Source organism: Streptomyces pactum, from assembly GCF_002005225.1.
Classification (GTDB): Bacteria; Actinomycetota; Actinomycetes; order Streptomycetales; family Streptomycetaceae; genus Streptomyces; species Streptomyces pactum_A.
This window is the reverse complement of record NZ_CP019724.1, coordinates 2,823,429-2,838,976: the sequence shown is the minus strand read 5'-3', so window position 1 is coordinate 2,838,976 and position 15,548 is coordinate 2,823,429. Positions and strand designations below refer to the sequence as shown.

Below are 15,548 nucleotides of genomic sequence, written 5' to 3'. Positions count from 1 at the left end.
GGACGGCGTCCCGGAACGGCACGGGACAGCACGGGAGGGCCGGGTCCGCCACCCGGACCCGGCCCTCCCGCACGTCGTACGTGACGTCCGCTCAGAACAACCGCAGCTTGTCGTCCTCGATGCCGCGCATGGCGTTGTAGTCCAGCACCTGGCAGCCGATGCCGCGGTCCGTGGCGAGCACCCGGGCCTGCGGCTTGATCTCCTGGGCGGCGAAGACGCCGCGCACCGGGGCGAGATGGGGATCGCGGTTCAGCAGCTCCAGGTAGCGCGTGAGCTGCTCCACGCCGTCGATCTCGCCGCGCCGCTTGATCTCGACCGCGACGGTCCGGCCCTCGGCGTCCCGGCACAGGATGTCGACGGGGCCGATGGCGGTCATGTACTCGCGGCGGATGAGGGTGTAGCCCTCGCCGAGGGTCTCGATACGGTCGGCGAGCAGCTCCTGGAGGTGCGCTTCCACGCCGTCCTTGATCAGGCCGGGGTCCACGCCCAGTTCGTGCGAGGAGTCGTGGAGGATCTCCTCCATCGTGATGATGAGCTTCTCGCCCGCCTTGTTGACGACGGTCCAGACGCCCTCCTCCTCGCCCGTGCCCTCCTTCAGGGTGCAGGGCGGCGACATCCAGTTGAGGGGCTTGTAGGCCCGGTCGTCGGCGTGGATCGAGACGCTGCCGTCCGCCTTGACCAGGATCAGCCGGGGGGCCGAGGGCAGGTGGGCGGTGAGCCGTCCGGCGTAGTCGACGGAGCAGCGGGCAATGACGAGACGCATGGTCGGCAACGCTACTCGACGCCCCCGGCCCTACGCGATTCGCCCGTGCCGGGACGGCTCCGGACGCTGTCCCACTTCTCCCATTGGCCCCACCTTACGCACTGGCCGATTGTGTGCCTACGGGATGGTGCCCATCTGGGCATTCTCCTGGTGCGGTCACGATCGGTTGCTTACGGTATTGAACGGGAGGTCGCGAGGTGTGTACGCAGCGTGTTCACAATCGCCCTCCCCTCAACTGTCCGGCAACCCCTGCCAGTCGGGGGTGCGAGAGGAGAACCCATGTCGCTCGACGTCTCACCGGCCCTACTCGAACAGGCCGAGCGAGGCGAGGTCGACGAAGCAGCCTTCGTCGACTGCGTCCGGACTTCCCTGCCTTACGCGTGGGAGATGGTCAGCTCCCTGGTGGCACAGCTGAAGGTCGACGGCGGAGCGTTCGCCGACAACCAGACGCCCCCGCCGGACGAGCAGGCGCGCGGTCAGCTACTGCGTGCGCTCGCGAGTGACGCCATACGCGGTGCACTGCAGCGGCACTTCGGTGTGCGGCTGGCTTTCCAGAACTGCCACCGGGTGGCGGTGTTCCCGTTGGACTCCTCCGTCGACGAGAAGCTGACCCGCTTCACCTCGGTGCGCAGCCAGGTCCTGAACCAGTCGCCCGAGTTCCGCGACTGCTGACCTCACGGTCGTCCGCTTGCCGTTCCGTACGCGGGAGGTGCAGTTCTGTACCGGAGCGGCAAGCTCCCGCCCACCTGCTCAGCGGAGTTGGGGGAGTACCTCGGACCCGAGCCGCCGTACGTTCTCCTCGGTCGCCGCGAGGTCACCGGACCCCTCGACGAGCAGGGCGAAGCGGCTGATGCCGGTCCGCTCGCCGGTCGCCGCGAGCCGGTCCGCGCAGAGCCGGGGCGACCCCACCGGGTGCAGTCCGCAGAGCAGTTCGGTGTACGCGTGCGGGTCGCGCATCCGCCGGGTGCGGCCGTCCACCGTGACATGGGCCCCCAGCCCCTGGCGCAGCCAGCCCGGCATCGCCTTGAGCAGGGTCTCCGCCGCGTCGACGCGCCGGTCCGCGATCTGGCAGACGCCGGCCGAGACATGGGCCGCGCCGTGGATCTGTGCCGCCGGGTGTCCGGCCGCGCGGGCGTGCTGCCGCCACAGGGCGACCATCTCGGCCTTCTCCTCGTCCCCGGCGTGCATCCCGAGCAGCATCGGCAGCCCGCGCTCGGCCGCCATGCGCACGCTCGCCGGGGAGGTGCAGGCGACGACGACCTCGGGGCCCGCGCCCTCCGTGAGGGACTCCGACGGGCGCGGGACGACGGGCACCTCGCGGAACCGGAAGCGTTCGCCCGAGGCGCCGACGGCCGGTTCGCGCAGCCAGCGCACCAGCAGATCGAGTGACTCGGGGAAGCCCTTCTCGTACGCCTCCAGGCCCGCGCCGAACACCTCCAGGTCCACCCACGGACCACCCCGGCCCACACCCAGAGAGAACCGGCCGCCGCTGGTGACGTGCAGCAGCGCGGCCTGCTCGCCGAGCGTCACCGGGTGGACGGTGGGCAGCACGCTGACCGCGGTGCCCACCCGGATGCGACGGGTACGGCCCAGCAGCAGCGCGGCCAGCGTGACGGCCGACGGACATGTGCCGTACGGCACGAAGTGGTGCTCGGCCAGCCAGACCGCGTCGAGCCCCGCCTCCTCGGCGACCTCGGCCGAGCGGACCGCGCGGTGCAGCGCCTCTCCCTGGCCCTGGCCCGGGAACTGGGCGCCCAACACGAAACTTCCTACGCGCATCGCTTTCCTGCTTCCTCGGCTCCGACACGGAGCTCCCCCACCGGGCATAACCGTCTGACACGTGCCGAGGTCACGGTTGGGCGGAGGGATTTGCGGATTGTCTGCAGAATCGGCCGTTGTGGAGGGGCCTCGACGGCCCCGCGACAGCTCCGCACGGACGCGTCGCGGCGGTCGGCGGCGTACGTGTACCCCAGTCCGTGCCGCGTAGGCTGGACGCCAGCCGTATTCCCTGTATAGCTCCGTGAGGTGTCCTGTGTCCCCGCGTCGCAACCGACCCAAGGGAGCCGGTTCGTCCGGCCGGAGCGCCGAGGACGACGGCTCCGCCCGCTACGGCGGCTGGCAGTCGTCGGAGAGCTGGCAGGGCGACGACTGGAGCGTACGGCACGTGGCGGGCGCGAGCGCGCAGGGGAAGTCGTACCGCTGCCCGGGCTGCGACCAGCTCATTCCGGACGGTGTCCCGCACGTGGTGGCCTGGCCCGCGCACTCGGGCGTCGACGAGCGCCGGCACTGGCACAAGTCCTGCTGGCACGCGAAGGACCGCCGCACCACGCGGGTGCAGCGGTCCCGTAACGCGCCGAGGTTCTGACCGCGCGGGTCAGACGTCCCGCTTCTCCAGCAGCGCGAAGGCGCCGGCGAACGCGGCGGCCGTCACGCCCAGCATGATCCACAGCGGGTCCCAGCCGGACGGGCCGGACTCGCTGAGCGAGTTGGCGTAGAAGATGCTCATCTGGTTGGGGATCGAGTACTCGAACAGGGCCTGCTGCACGTCCCTCAGCGAATCCGAGAACATGAACAGCGCGATCACCAGAGGTGCGAGCAGCGCCCCGATCATGATCGTGATGGCGCCCGCCGAGTGGCGGATGACCGAGCCGATGGCCAGCGAGAGCAGCCCGAGCAGCGCCACGTAGAGGGAGACACCGACGGTGCCCTTCAACCACTCCCCGCCGGTGGGCTCCGAGGCGCCGTTGCCCTCCAGCAGCGCCACGTGCAGCAGGCCGACGAGCGAGACGGACACCAGCGTCACCACGAAGGCCACCAGGAAGAACACGATTCCCTTGGCGGCGAGGACGCGGCCGCGGCTGGGGCATGCGGTCATCGTCGTCCGCACCATGCCCGTGCCGTACTCCGAGGCGGTGGTCAGCACGCCCAGGGTGATGACGCAGATGCTGCCGAGCAGCAGGCCGAAGAAGCCGAGAGCCAGCGCGCTCTCGCCGGCCAGGTCGGACGAGGAGCTCGCCACCACCAGGCCGGTGAGCAGGCCGATACCGACGACCAGCAGGACGAACACGCCCAGCGTCCACATCGTCGAGCGCACCGACTTGATCTTCGTCCACTCGGACGCGAGCGCGTGCCCGAGGTGGGTGCGCACCACCGGGATCGGCGACGTGTAGGTCGGGTACGGCGACCCGGGCGCCGCCCGCCAGTCGGGTGCGGCCTGCTGCGTCGGGGGCTGGGGCGTGCTCATCGGGCGTCCTCGGGCTTGGTCGGTTCGGTGACGGGCGCGGGGGCGGAAGTGGGCGAGGGGGCGGCCCCGGGCGGCGTGGGCGCCTGGGCCGGGGCCTGCGGAGCGTGCGGGGCCTGCTGCGCCGCGTACGGGTTGGCGGACTGACCGCCCGGCACCGCGGCGGGCGCGGCCGGGGCTCCGTACGGTCCCGCCGGGGCCCGGCCCGGCGCGCCCTGGGGAGCGCCCTGCGGCGCCGGGAAGGGCTGACCGCCCTGCTGCGGCGGCGGTGGGGCGTACCAGCCGGGCTGGCCCTGTCCGGGCACCGGCATCGGAGGCTGCGCGCCGGGCGGCAGCGGCTGCTGGAGCCCGGCCTTCTGGTCGGCGGTCGACCGGTAGTCGACGGCGCCCTGGGTCATCCGCATGTAGGCCTCCTCGAGCGAGGCCTGGTGCGGCGACAGCTCCCACAGCCGTACGTCGCTGCCGTGCGCGATGTCGCTGATCCGGGGGAGCGCCAGCCCGGTCACCCGCAGCGCGCCGTCCTGCTCGGACATCACGTGCCCGCCCGCCTCGGTCAGCGCGGACGTCAGCTTCTCGCGCAACTGCGGCTCGCCTTCCGGCGTCCGCACGCGCGCGAAGTCGGCGGAGTTGGCCGAGATGAAGTCCTTCACGCTCATGTCGGAGAGCAACTGGCCGCGCCCGATGACGATCAGGTGGTCGGCGGTCAGCGCCATCTCGCTCATCAGGTGCGAGGAGACGAAGACGGTACGGCCCTCCGCCGCGAGCGCCTTCATCAGATTGCGCACCCAGTGGATGCCCTCGGGGTCGAGGCCGTTGACCGGCTCGTCGAACAGCAGCACCTGGGGGTCGCCGAGCAGCGCGGCGGCGATGCCGAGCCGCTGGCCCATGCCGAGGGAGAAGCCCTTGGAACGCCGCCGGGCCACGTCCTGGAGGCCGACCACGCCGAGCACCTCGTCCACGCGCCGGGCCGGGATGCCCGACAGTTGGGCCAGGCTCAGCAGGTGGTTGCGGGCGGCCCGGCCGCCGTGCACCGCCTTGGCGTCGAGCAGCGCGCCGACCTGACGGGGGGCGTTGGGCAGCTTGCGGTAGGGGTGGCCGCCGATGGTCACGTGCCCGGCGGTGGGGTTGTCCAGGCCGAGGATCATGCGCATCGTCGTCGACTTGCCCGAGCCGTTGGGCCCGAGGAAGCCGGTGACGGCGCCGGGCCGCACCTGGAAGGAGAGGTTGTACACAGCGGTCTTGTCGCCGTAGCGCTTGGTCAGGCCGACAGCCTCGATCATGCTCCGCACCCATCGGAAGGTTCAGGACAGCAGGGCACACGCCCCCGTAAGGGTTAGGAGGATATCGAGGCGCTGACGGTTCCGTTCAAGCCCGGGCAAAATCCGGGCACGGACGGAACCCTTCCAGCGTCTGCCCGGTCCTCAGGCGTCCCGCTTCTTCAGCACAACGTACCCGCCGACGAGGGCCGCGATCACCCACAGCGCCATGATCCCGAGGCCGCCCCAGGGGCCGTAGGGGACGTCGTCGTCGATCGGCGCGACCACCTGCATGATCTTGCTGCCGGCCTGGTCGGGCAGGAACCTGCCGACCTTCTCCGTCGCCGGGACGTTGCCCAGGATGTTGGAGATCAGGAAGAAGAACGGCATCAGGATGCCCAGCGACAGCATCGGTGAGCGCAGCATCGCGGCGACGCCCATCGAGAACATCGCGATGAGGGTCATGTACAGGCCGCCGCCGATGACCGCGCGCAGCACGCCCGGATCGCCGATCGACGCCTTGAGGTCGCCGAGCATCGCCTGTCCGAGGAAGAAGGTGGCGAAGCTGGTGACCATGCTCACGACGAGGGCGAGGGCGGTGGCCACCGCGATCTTGCTGAACAGGAACGTGCCGCGCTGCGGCACGGCCGCCAGCGAGGTGCGGATCATGCCGGAGCTGTACTCGTTCGCCACGACCAGTACCCCGAACACGATCATCGCCAGTTGGCCGAGGCTCGTCCCGGCGAAGCTGATGAAGGTCGGGTCGAAGGTGAGCTGGTCCCGCTCGCTCATGTTGCCGAACTCGCTCTTCGACAGCGCCGAGATCAGCATGCCCAGGGCGATGGTGACGACCACGGCGAGGCCCAGCGTCCACACCGTGGACGCGACCGACCGGATCTTGGTCCACTCGGACCGTACGGCCTGTGTCGCCGCCATGCTCATCCCTTCCTCCAGTCGCTGCCCCACTGCTGTTGCCGCTGCGCCTGTTGCGGTGGCACCGGACCGGGCGGCTGCCCGTCGTGCGCGTGGTACTCCACGGACTCGGCGGTGAGCTGCATGAACGCCTCCTCCAGCGAGGCCCGCTGCGGGCTCAGTTCGTGCAGCACGATCTGGTGCCGCGCCGCCAGCTCGCCGATGGCCTCGGACTTGTCGCCGTCCACCTCCAGAGCCTCGGCGCCGGTCTCGACGACCGTGATGCCGTCGCCGTGCAGCACGTCGAGCAGCCGTTCGCGCTGCGGGGTGCGGATGCGGACGTAGCTGCGCGAGTTCTCCGCGATGAACTCGGCCATCGAGGTGTCCGCCAGCAGCCTGCCCTGGCCGATGACCACCAGGTGGTCCGCCGTCAGCGCCATCTCGCTCATCAGGTGGGAGGAGACGAAGACCGTGCGGCCCTGGGAGGCCAGCGTCTTCATCAGATTGCGGATCCAGTGGATGCCCTCGGGGTCGAGGCCGTTGACCGGCTCGTCGAACATCAGGATCCGCGGGTCGCCGAGCAGCGCTCCGGCGATGCCGAGCCGCTGGCCCATGCCGAGGGAGAAGCCCTTGGTCTTCTTCCGGGCGACCGCCGAGAGCCCGACCGTGTCCAGCACCTCGCGCACCCGGCTCGCCGGAATGCCGTTGCTCTGCGCGAGGCACAGCAGGTGGTTGTAGGCGCTGCGCCCGCCGTGCCAGGCCTTGGCCTCCAGCAGCGCGCCGATGTACGTCAGCGGGTCCTTGAGCTGGTCGTAGTGCTTGCCGTCGATCCGGACGTCCCCGGCGGTGGGTCGGTCCAGGCCCAGCACCATCCGCATGGTGGTCGACTTGCCCGCGCCGTTGGGGCCGAGGAAGCCCGTGATGATGCCGGGTCTGACGGTGAACGAGAGATTGTTGACCGCCACCTTCTCGCCGTACCGCTTGGTCAGCCCCTCGAGCTCGATCATGGCGCCCACGCTAGAACGTGACGAAGCCCTCTGCCACCCCAGTGACAGAAGGCTTCGTACTTGTTCCCTACGCGTTCGGCCGGCGTACGCCCCGTGTCAGCGGGACTGCTGGGCCGGCACGCCGCGGGAGACGGGCTCGTCCTCGGCCGGCGTACCGGCCGCGGCCACCGCGGCGCCCGTGAGGGTCGCCAGCATCTCGCGCACGTTGGTGAGCTGCGCGTTGATGGAGTCGCGGCGGTTGGTGAGGGCCGCGAGCTCGCGCTCCGATTCCGAACGGATCCGGTCCGCCTTGGCGTTGGCGTCGGCCACGATGTCCTCGGCCTGGCGCTGCGCCGTCTCGACGGTCTGGCGGGCGCGGCGCTCGGCGTCCGTGCGCAGCTTCTCCGCCTCCAGACGGAGCTGCTCCGCGCGGTGCTCGATCTCCGCGAGGCGCTTTTCGGCCTTGGCCTGACGGGAGGCCAGGTCGCGCTCGGACTGCTCGCGGCGCTTGGCGAGGTTCGTCTCGAAGTCGGCGGCGGCCTGCGCGGCCTTCGCGCGGGTCTCCTCGAAGAGGGCGTCCGCCTCCTCGCGCTTGGACTGCGCGTCCTTCTGCGCCTCGGAACGGAGCTGCGAGGCGTCGGTCTTGGCCTTCTCGACGATCCGGACGCCCTCGTCCTCGGCCTTGGCCTTGCGCTCGGAGGCGTACGACTCCGCGTCGTTGCGCACCTGCTGGGCCGCCGACTCGGCGAGCTCGCGGTGCTGCTCGGCGGCGCGCCGGGCCTCCTCGCGCAGGTCCTTCGCCTCTTCCTCGGCGAGACGCAGGATCTTCTCGACCCGGGCGCCGAGACCGGCGTACGACGGCTCGGCGTCGTTGACCTGGGCCTGGGCGTTCTGGGTCTCGAGGTGGAGCTCCTCGATGCGCTTTTCCAGAGCGGTGATGCGGGCGAGAGCGCTGTCACGGTCGGAGACGAGCTTGGAGATACGTTCGTCCACCTGAGCGCGGTCGTACCCACGCCGCACAAGCTCGAAGCCGTAGGGGGAAGTGTCGCTCATGGGGTTCCTGTCGAAAGAGACCGGTGAGGTGATAGGGGGAATCCTAGGCGCCAATGCGGTGTGTCATCGAGCGGATGCACGTTTGATACGGAGAATGACACCTCTTTTGGGTGGCTGACCCACGGATGGCTTGCCAAAGTTCTGGTCAAGGGTCCGTCAGGACTCCGGCCAAAGGTCTCCAGCAGACACCCGATCCGCCCCGAAGGCTAGCCGTCTGACGACTTGCCACCCGAACGTGGGGCTCCCACCGTGGCCCCGGCCTTGACCCCGTTGTCCTTGCCGCCACCCGTCGGCGCCTCGAAGGACTCCAGCGCCTCCAGCACGTCCTGCACGCGGGAGATCTCGGCGTTGATGTCCTCGCGGCGCCGCACCAGGATCTCCAGCTCCCGCTTGCCCTCGTCGACCGTGCGGCGGGCCTCGCGGACCGCCTCGGCCTTGAGCTCCTCGGCCTCCCGGACCAGCGTGGCCTTCTTCTGCTCGGCCTCCTTGAGCAGCCCCTCCGCCTTCTTGACGGCGGCGATGCGCACCTTGCCGGCCTCGGAGTTGGCCTCCGACACCAGCTCCTTGGCCTTCGCCTCCGCCTTGGCGAGCTGCTCCTCGGCGGCCTTGACGAGCGCGTCGCAGCGGTCGCCGGCCGACTTCATCGTCTCGGCGGCCTCACGGCGGGCCCGCTCGTGCAGCTCCTCGATCTCGGAGGTGAGCCGCTGGCGCAGCTCCTCCGCGCGCTCCCTCACGGCGGTCGCGTCCCGGCGGGCGCCGACCAGCAGCTCGTCCGCGTCCGTACGGGCCTTCTCCACCCGGGTGTTGCCCTCGACCGTCGCCTCCGAGACGATCCGGTCGGCCTCCGTGCGGGCCGCGCCGACCATCGTGTCGGCCTGCGACTCGGCGTCCGCGGTGGTCTTCTGGGCCTGCTGCTGGGCCTCGGTGAGCAGCTTGTCGGCCTCGGCCGTGGTCTCGGTGATGAGCGTGTCGACCTGCTCGGCCGCCTCCGAGCGCCGCTTGTTGGCGTCCCTGCGGGCCTCGTCGAGGGTGCGCTCGGCCTCCTCGCGGGCGGCCGCGGTGACCCGCTCGGCCTCCGCCGCCGCCTCGGCCTGGACGCGCTCCGCCTCGGTGCGCACGCGCTCGGCGTGCTGCTGGGCGGAGCCGACCGTCTCGGCGGCCTCGGTGCGCAGCCGCTCCGCCTCCCCGGCGGCGTCCGAGACCAACTGCTCGGCCCGGGCGGTGGCCTCGGCGCGGACCCGCTCGGCCTCCGCGACCGTCTCGGTCCGCAGCCGCTCCGCCTCGCCGGCCGCCTCGGTGCGGACGCGCTCGGCCTCGGTCGCCGCCTCGGTGCGGACGCGCTCCGCCTCGGCGACCGTCTCCGTGCGGATCCGGTCGGTCTCGGCCGCCGTCTCCACGGTGAGCCGCTCGGCCTCGGAGCGCGCCTCGGTGATCAGGGTGTCCGCCTGCGTCGCCGCGTCGGACCGGATGCGGTTCGCGTCCTCGCGGGCGTCCGCCCGGGTACGCGCCGCGGACTGCTCGGCCTCGGCGATGGTGTCGGAGGCCTCCGTGCGCACCCGCTGGGCGTGCTCGGAGACGTCCGAACGGATCCGGTCGGCCTCCGTGATGGCCTCGGACACCGTCCGCTCGGCCAGCGCCTTGGCGGCCTCCGTCTCCTCCTGCGCCTCGCGCCGCAGCCGCCCGGCGTCCTCGCTCGCCCGCTCCCGCTCCGCGTAGGCGTCGGCGCGGACCCGGTCCGCCTCCTCCTCGGCCTCGCGCCGGGTGCGCTCCGCCGCGTGCTCGGCGGCGCTGCGCAGTCCGGTGATCTCCTCCTGGGCCTGTTCGTGCAGCCCGGCGACCGATTCCCGCACCTGCGTCGCGTGCTGCTCGGCGGCCGACACCATCTCGGTGGCGCGCCGGTCGGCCTCCTCGACCAGCCGGGTCGCCTCGGCCTGCGCCTCCTCCACGCGGTTGCGCGCCGAGGCCAGCAGCTCCTCGCTCTGCTCGCGGGCCCGTTCGCGCTCCTGGTCCGCCTCCTGCCGGGCGGAGCCGAGCGTTTCCTCGGCCTCGCGGCGGCGCCGGGCGGCCTCCTCCTGGGCGGCGGCCAGTGCCTCCGACGCCTCGGCGGCGATGCGCTCGGCGGCGGTCTGCGCCTCCGCCCGCACCCGGTCGGCGCTCTCCTGCGCCTCCGACTTCAGCCGCTCCGCCTCGCTCGCGGCCTCCGACCGCAGCCGTACGGCGACGGCCTCGCCCTCCGCGCGGGAGGCGGAGGCGTCCGCGGCGGCCTCGGTGCGCAGCCGCTCGGCCTCCGTCTCGGCCTGCTGCTGGAGCGTGCGGATCCGCTCCGCCGCCTCGGTGCGCAGCCGCTCGGCCTCCTCGGCGGCCTCGCGGCGGATCCGCTCGCCCTCCTCACGGGCCTCGGTCAGCGCCTGCTCGGCGGCGGTGCGGCGCTCCTCGGCCTCGGTGTGCAGCCGCGTCAGCTCGTCGGCGGCCTCCGCCTGCCGGGCCTCGACGGCGCGTTCGGTCTCCTCGCGCAGCTCGCGGGCGGAGCGCTCGGCCTCCGCCTGGAGCTCCTCGGCGCGCTCGGCGGCCTCCGTGCGGTGCCGCTCGGCCTCGGCGCGGGTGCGCTCCAGGGTCTCCTCGGCCTGCCGGCGCAGGGTCGTAGCCCGCTCGATGGCCTCGGTGCGGACCTTCTCGCTGTCCGCCGTCGCGGTCCGGCGCAGTTCGTCGGCGTCGGCCTTGGCCTTGGCGAGCAGCTCCTCGGCGGTCTTCGCCGCCTCCTCGATCTGCGCCACGGCCTCCTTGCGGGCCTCGGCGCGGATCTTCTCGCCCTCGGCGACGGCGTCGGAGCGGAGCTGCTCGGCCTCGCCGCGCAGCCGGCGCGCCTCCTCCTGGAGCTCGACCGTCTTGGCGCGGTACTCCTTGGTGTCGTCCTTCGCCGCGCCCTTGAGCTGTTCGGCGATGTCGTGCGCCTCGGCGCGCAGCCGGTCCGCCTCGGCCTCGGCCTCGGTGCGGATCCGCTCGGCCTCCTCGGTGGCGGCCTTCGTGGTCCGCTTGGCGTCCTCGGACGCCTTGTTCAGCACGTCCTCGGCGGTCTTGGCCGCCTTGGAGAGCTGGGTGGCCGACTCCTCGGCGGTGAGCGTGCGGGCCTTCTCGACGGCCTCGGCGACGATCTTCTCGGCCTCGGCGCGGGCGTCCGCGACGAGCTGCTCGGCCTCGGTCCTGGTGCTCTCGGCGTCCTTGGTGGCCTCGCCGACCAGCCGGGCGACCTGCTCCTTGGCGGTGCGGGTGCGCTGCTCGTTGGTCTGCTCCGCGCTCGCGAGCGCCTTGGCCGCGGACTCCTTGGCCTCGGCGACCACCTTCTCGGCCTCGGCCTGCGCCTTGCGCAGCGCCTCCTCCGCCTCGGACATCCGCTGCTCGGCGGCCCGGCTCAGCTCCTGGACCTGGCGGCGGGTGGACTCCGACTCGGTGGCGGTGGAGCTGCGCAACTGCTCGGCGTGGTCGGTGGCCTCCTGCGCCTGTGTGGAGGCGGCGGTCAGCAGCCGCTCGGCGTCGGCGCGGGCGCGGCGCAGGATCTGCTCGGCCTCGGTGCGCGCGCTCTCGGCGTCGTCCTGCAGCCGCCGGCGGGCCTCGGAGGTGAGCCGCTCCGCCTCCGCGCGGGCCGCGGCCATGGCCTGCTCGGCCTCGGCGCGGGACTCGTCGAGCAGCCGGCGGGCCTGCTGCTCGGTGCGGGCGCGGAGCTGCTCCGCCCAGGCCACGTTCTCGTTGACGTGCGACTCGACGGTCTGGCGGCGCTCGGCCAGCTCCTGGTCGAGCTGCTGGCGCCGGGTCACCGCCTCCTGGTGCAGCTCGGCCTGGAGCCGGGCGGCCTGTTCGGCGTGCTCCTGGAGGATGCGCTGCGTCTGCGCCCGGGCCTGGCTCAGCTCCCGCTCGGCGTCCGCGCGCAGTTGGTCGGCCTGCGTCTGCGCGTTGCGCAGCAACTGCTCGGCCTGGTACCCGATGTCGCCGCCGTCGAAGGCGGGCCGGGACATGATGGTGCGCCGCGCCTCGTGCAACTTGGCGCGCAGCACCTCGACCTGGTAGCCGAGGTCCTCGGCGTGCTGGATCGCCTTTTCCCGCTCGGTCTTCAGCCGCTTCATCTCGGCCTCGAACCGAGAGAGGTGGTCGACGTCAGCCGCCGGCTCTCGCTCCTGGCTCTCGTAGCCCCGCACTGCGCGGTCCCATCCGTCCCCTGGTCGCAATCTTCCCGAACGAGCTCCGTCCGTCCACCGGACGGGGCCCCCGGGGAATGGTGTCAGATCAACGGCGGAGCACGTGCTTCTGCCCCGGCGTTGGCCCCCCGAAACACGACCCCGGCGGCCCCGCCACCACTGACGGCGGGACCGGGTCACCCTGGACTGAGCGGCGACCGCACCCAACCCTACCGGCCCATATGTACGAGAGTCAGTGCTCAGGTGACTCAACGGCCGCCGAAGTGACCAGTTCTGTCAGTACGCCGTGGCAGTCCTTGGGGTGCAGGAAGGTGATCCGCGACCCCATGGAACCGCGCCGGGGCTCGTCGTACAGAACGCGTACGCCCTTGCCCCGGATGTCCGCGGCGTCCGCGTCCACGTCCGCCGTACCGAACGCGATGTGGTGGACGCCCTCGCCGTTCTTGGCGAGCCACTTGCCGACCGCGGAGTCCTCCCGGGTCGGCTCCAGGAGCTGGAGATACGTGGCGCCGCCGTCCGACGTATCGTTGATCTTGAGCATGGCCTCACGCACGCCCTGCTCCTCGTTGACCTCGGTGTGGGTCACCTCGAAGCCGTAGGTGGCACGGTAGAACTCGACGGTCGTGTCGAGGTCGTGGCAGGCGATTCCGATGTGGTCGATTCGCGTCAGCATGGATTCAGTGCAGCGCTCCGGAGGTGGTTACGCAACGTGCGCGCGATCACACCGACCGCCGGGTGACGGGCGGGATACCGCTCAGTACATTCGAGTAAACCCTCGTTCACTCCTCGGCCTGTGCGGGCCGGAAAAGGGGATCGCAGCTCATGTCTTCTGCAACGAACGGCACGACCTCCGTCATCGTCGCGGGTGCCCGTACCCCGATGGGGCGGCTGCTCGGCTCGCTGAAGTCCTTCTCCGGGGCCGACCTCGGCGGCTTCGCGATCAAGGCCGCCCTCGACCGCGCGGGTATCGGCGGCGACCAGGTCCAGTACGTGATCATGGGACAGGTGCTCCAGGCCGGCGCGGGGCAGATCCCGGCCCGCCAGGCCGCCGTCAAGGCCGGCATCCCCATGAACGTCCCGGCGCTCACGGTCAACAAGGTGTGCCTCTCCGGCCTCGACGCCATCGCCCTCGCCGACCAGCTCATTCGCGCCGGTGAATTCGACGTGGTCGTCGCGGGCGGCCAGGAGTCCATGACCAACGCCCCGCACCTGCTGCCCAAGTCCCGCGAGGGCTACAAGTACGGCGCCGTCCAGATGATCGACGCCATGGCGTACGACGGTCTGACCGACTCGTTCGAGGACATCGCCATGGGCGAGTCCACCGAGAAGCACAACACCCGCCTCGGCATCGCCCGCGAGCCCCAGGACGAGATCGCCGCCCTGTCCCACCAGCGCGCCGCCGCCGCCCAGAAGAACGGCGTCTACGAGGCCGAGATCACCCCGGTCGAGATCCCGCAGCGCAAGGGCGACCCGGTGCTGTTCAGCAAGGACGAGGGCATCCGGGGGGACACCACCGCCGAGTCGCTCGGCAGGCTGCGTCCGGCGTTCTCCAAGGACGGCACGATCACCGCGGGCTCCTCCTCGCAGATCTCCGACGGCGCGGCGGCCGTGGTCGTCATGAGCAAGGCCAAGGCGCGGGAGCTGGGCCTGGAGTGGATCGCGGAGATCGGCGCGCACGGCAACGTCGCGGGGCCGGACAACTCTTTGCAGTCGCAGCCGTCCAACGCGATCCGGCACGCCCTGAAGAAGGAGGGCCTTCAGGTCGCGGACCTCGACCTGATCGAGATCAACGAGGCTTTCGCCGCCGTCGCCGTGCAGTCAATGAAGGACCTCGGCGTATCCACCGAAAAGGTGAACGTCAACGGCGGCGCCATCGCCCTCGGCCATCCCATCGGCATGTCCGGCGCCCGGCTCGTGCTGCACCTGGCGCTGGAACTGAAGCGGCGCGGCGGCGGGGTCGGCGCGGCGGCGCTGTGCGGCGGCGGCGGCCAGGGCGACGCGCTGATCGTGCGGGTCCCCAAGGCCTGACCTCGGGTCACCGGGTGACGATCCCGGTGACGACTTCTCACCGAAACGGAGCTGTGATGCAGGACGTCTCCTCGCTGGTCGCCCAGGCCAGGGAAGGCCGGCCGCGGGCCGTGGCCCGGCTGATCTCCCTGGTGGAGGGGGCGTCCCCGCAGCTCAGGGAGGTCATGGCGGCCCTCGCGCCGCTGACCGGCGGGGCGTACGTGGTCGGTCTGACCGGCTCGCCGGGCGTCGGCAAGTCCACCTCCACCTCGGCCCTGGTGACGGCGTACCGCAAGCAGGGCAAGCGGGTCGGCGTCCTCGCCGTCGACCCGTCCTCCCCCTTCTCCGGCGGCGCCCTGCTCGGCGACCGCGTCCGGATGTCGGAGCACGCGTCCGACCCGGGCGTCTACATCCGCTCGATGGCGACCCGCGGCCACCTCGGAGGCCTCGCCTGGGCCGCCCCGCAGGCGATCCGCGTCCTCGACGCGGCCGGCTGCGACGTGGTCCTGGTCGAGACGGTGGGCGTCGGCCAGTCGGAGGTCGAGATCGCCTCCCAGGCCGACACCTCGGTCGTCCTCCTCGCCCCCGGCATGGGCGACGGCATCCAGGCGGCGAAGGCCGGAATCCTGGAGATCGGCGACGTCTACGTCGTCAACAAGGCCGACCGCGACGGCGCGGACGCGACCGCCCGCGAGCTGAACCACATGCTGGGCCTCGGCGAGGCCCGTGGCCCCGGCGACTGGCGCCCGCCCATCGTCAAGACGGTCGCCGCGCGCGGCGAGGGCGTCGACGAGGTCGTCGAGGCCCTGGAGAAGCACCGCGCGTGGATGGAGGAACGGGACGTCCTCACCGAACGCCGCCGGACCCGCGCCGCCCGCGAGGTCGAGACCATCGCCGTCACCACCCTGCGCGAACGCATCGGCGACCTGCACGGCGACCGCCGCCTCGGCACCCTGGCGGAACGCATCGTCGCGGGCGAGCTGGACCCGTACCGCGCGGCGGACGAACTGGTGGCGGGGCTGACGAGCGGCTGACGCCGCGTCCGCAGACGCCGGTGCGACCGGACAGCCGCGCTGGTACGTTGCCCCGCGTGTTCCGCCCCCGTTCCTCACGGGGGCCGGGCATCGTCCTGGCGGCCGT

The 15,548-nt window shown here is 72.0% G+C and carries 13 protein-coding genes; 4 read left to right on the top strand and 9 right to left on the bottom strand.

Going from position 1 to position 15,548, the window contains the following annotated elements; translation table 11 throughout:
* Window positions 1-91: 91 nt before the first annotated feature.
* Window positions 92-763 carry an endonuclease NucS gene (nucS, locus tag B1H29_RS11610; RefSeq protein ID WP_053137172.1) on the bottom strand — a complete coding sequence of 224 codons (672 nt, stop codon included), beginning with the start codon at window positions 761-763 and terminating at the stop codon, window positions 92-94.
* A 279-nt stretch (window positions 764-1,042) separates the two neighbouring features.
* On the opposite strand from nucS, the gene B1H29_RS11605 reads away from it, so the two are divergent.
* Entirely contained in the window at window positions 1,043-1,435 is a 393-nt protein-coding gene (locus B1H29_RS11605) for an SCO5389 family protein (RefSeq protein WP_055421911.1), read from the top strand.
* A gap of 78 nt (window positions 1,436-1,513) precedes the next feature.
* On the opposite strand, the gene B1H29_RS11600 is transcribed toward B1H29_RS11605, so the two are convergent.
* Entirely contained in the window at window positions 1,514-2,542 is a 1,029-nt protein-coding gene (locus B1H29_RS11600; protein ID WP_055421910.1) for an LLM class flavin-dependent oxidoreductase, read from the bottom strand.
* 253 nt (window positions 2,543-2,795) lie between these two features.
* Between B1H29_RS11600 and B1H29_RS11595 the strand changes: the two genes are divergently transcribed.
* A complete protein-coding gene (locus tag B1H29_RS11595; protein ID WP_055421909.1) occupies window positions 2,796-3,128 on the top strand; it encodes a hypothetical protein in 333 nt (110 codons plus the stop codon).
* 9 nt (window positions 3,129-3,137) lie between these two features.
* Here B1H29_RS11595 and B1H29_RS11590 read toward each other — a convergent pair whose 3' ends face one another.
* From B1H29_RS11590 to mce, 7 genes are all read right to left on the bottom strand, one after another.
* On the bottom strand, window positions 3,138-4,007 hold the full coding sequence (locus B1H29_RS11590) for an ABC transporter permease subunit (protein ID WP_055421908.1): 870 nt from the start codon (window positions 4,005-4,007) through the stop codon (window positions 3,138-3,140).
* Entirely contained in the window at window positions 4,004-5,284 is a 1,281-nt protein-coding gene (locus tag B1H29_RS11585) for an ABC transporter ATP-binding protein (RefSeq protein WP_055421907.1), read from the bottom strand. The genes B1H29_RS11590 and B1H29_RS11585 overlap by 4 nt, the downstream gene beginning before the upstream one ends.
* A 141-nt stretch (window positions 5,285-5,425) precedes the next feature.
* Entirely contained in the window at window positions 5,426-6,202 is a 777-nt protein-coding gene (locus B1H29_RS11580; RefSeq protein WP_055421906.1) for an ABC transporter permease, read from the bottom strand.
* Entirely contained in the window at window positions 6,199-7,179 is a 981-nt protein-coding gene (locus tag B1H29_RS11575; protein ID WP_055421905.1) for an ABC transporter ATP-binding protein, read from the bottom strand. The genes B1H29_RS11580 and B1H29_RS11575 overlap by 4 nt, the downstream gene beginning before the upstream one ends.
* A 96-nt stretch (window positions 7,180-7,275) precedes the next feature.
* The gene (locus B1H29_RS11570; RefSeq protein WP_055421904.1) at window positions 7,276-8,211 is read right to left on the bottom strand and encodes a hypothetical protein; all 936 of its coding nucleotides are present in this window, start codon (window positions 8,209-8,211) and stop codon (window positions 7,276-7,278) included.
* A 206-nt stretch (window positions 8,212-8,417) separates the two neighbouring features.
* The gene (scy, locus tag B1H29_RS11565; protein ID WP_055421903.1) at window positions 8,418-12,401 is read right to left on the bottom strand and encodes a polarized growth protein Scy; all 3,984 of its coding nucleotides are present in this window, start codon (window positions 12,399-12,401) and stop codon (window positions 8,418-8,420) included.
* Between the two features lie 232 nt (window positions 12,402-12,633).
* Window positions 12,634-13,074: a methylmalonyl-CoA epimerase gene (gene mce, locus B1H29_RS11560; protein WP_055421902.1), complete on the bottom strand. Its 441-nt coding sequence runs from the start codon at window positions 13,072-13,074 to the stop codon at window positions 12,634-12,636.
* Window positions 13,075-13,223: 149 nt separating this feature from the next.
* On the opposite strand from mce, the gene B1H29_RS11555 reads away from it, so the two are divergent.
* Together B1H29_RS11555 and meaB are read left to right on the top strand one after the other, a co-directional pair.
* Window positions 13,224-14,429 (top strand): acetyl-CoA C-acetyltransferase, encoded by a 1,206-nt coding sequence (locus B1H29_RS11555; RefSeq protein WP_079160164.1) that lies wholly within the window; start codon window positions 13,224-13,226, stop codon window positions 14,427-14,429.
* A 56-nt stretch (window positions 14,430-14,485) separates the two neighbouring features.
* Entirely contained in the window at window positions 14,486-15,442 is a 957-nt protein-coding gene (meaB, locus tag B1H29_RS11550; protein ID WP_055421900.1) for a methylmalonyl Co-A mutase-associated GTPase MeaB, read from the top strand.
* Window positions 15,443-15,548 lie beyond the last annotated feature (106 nt).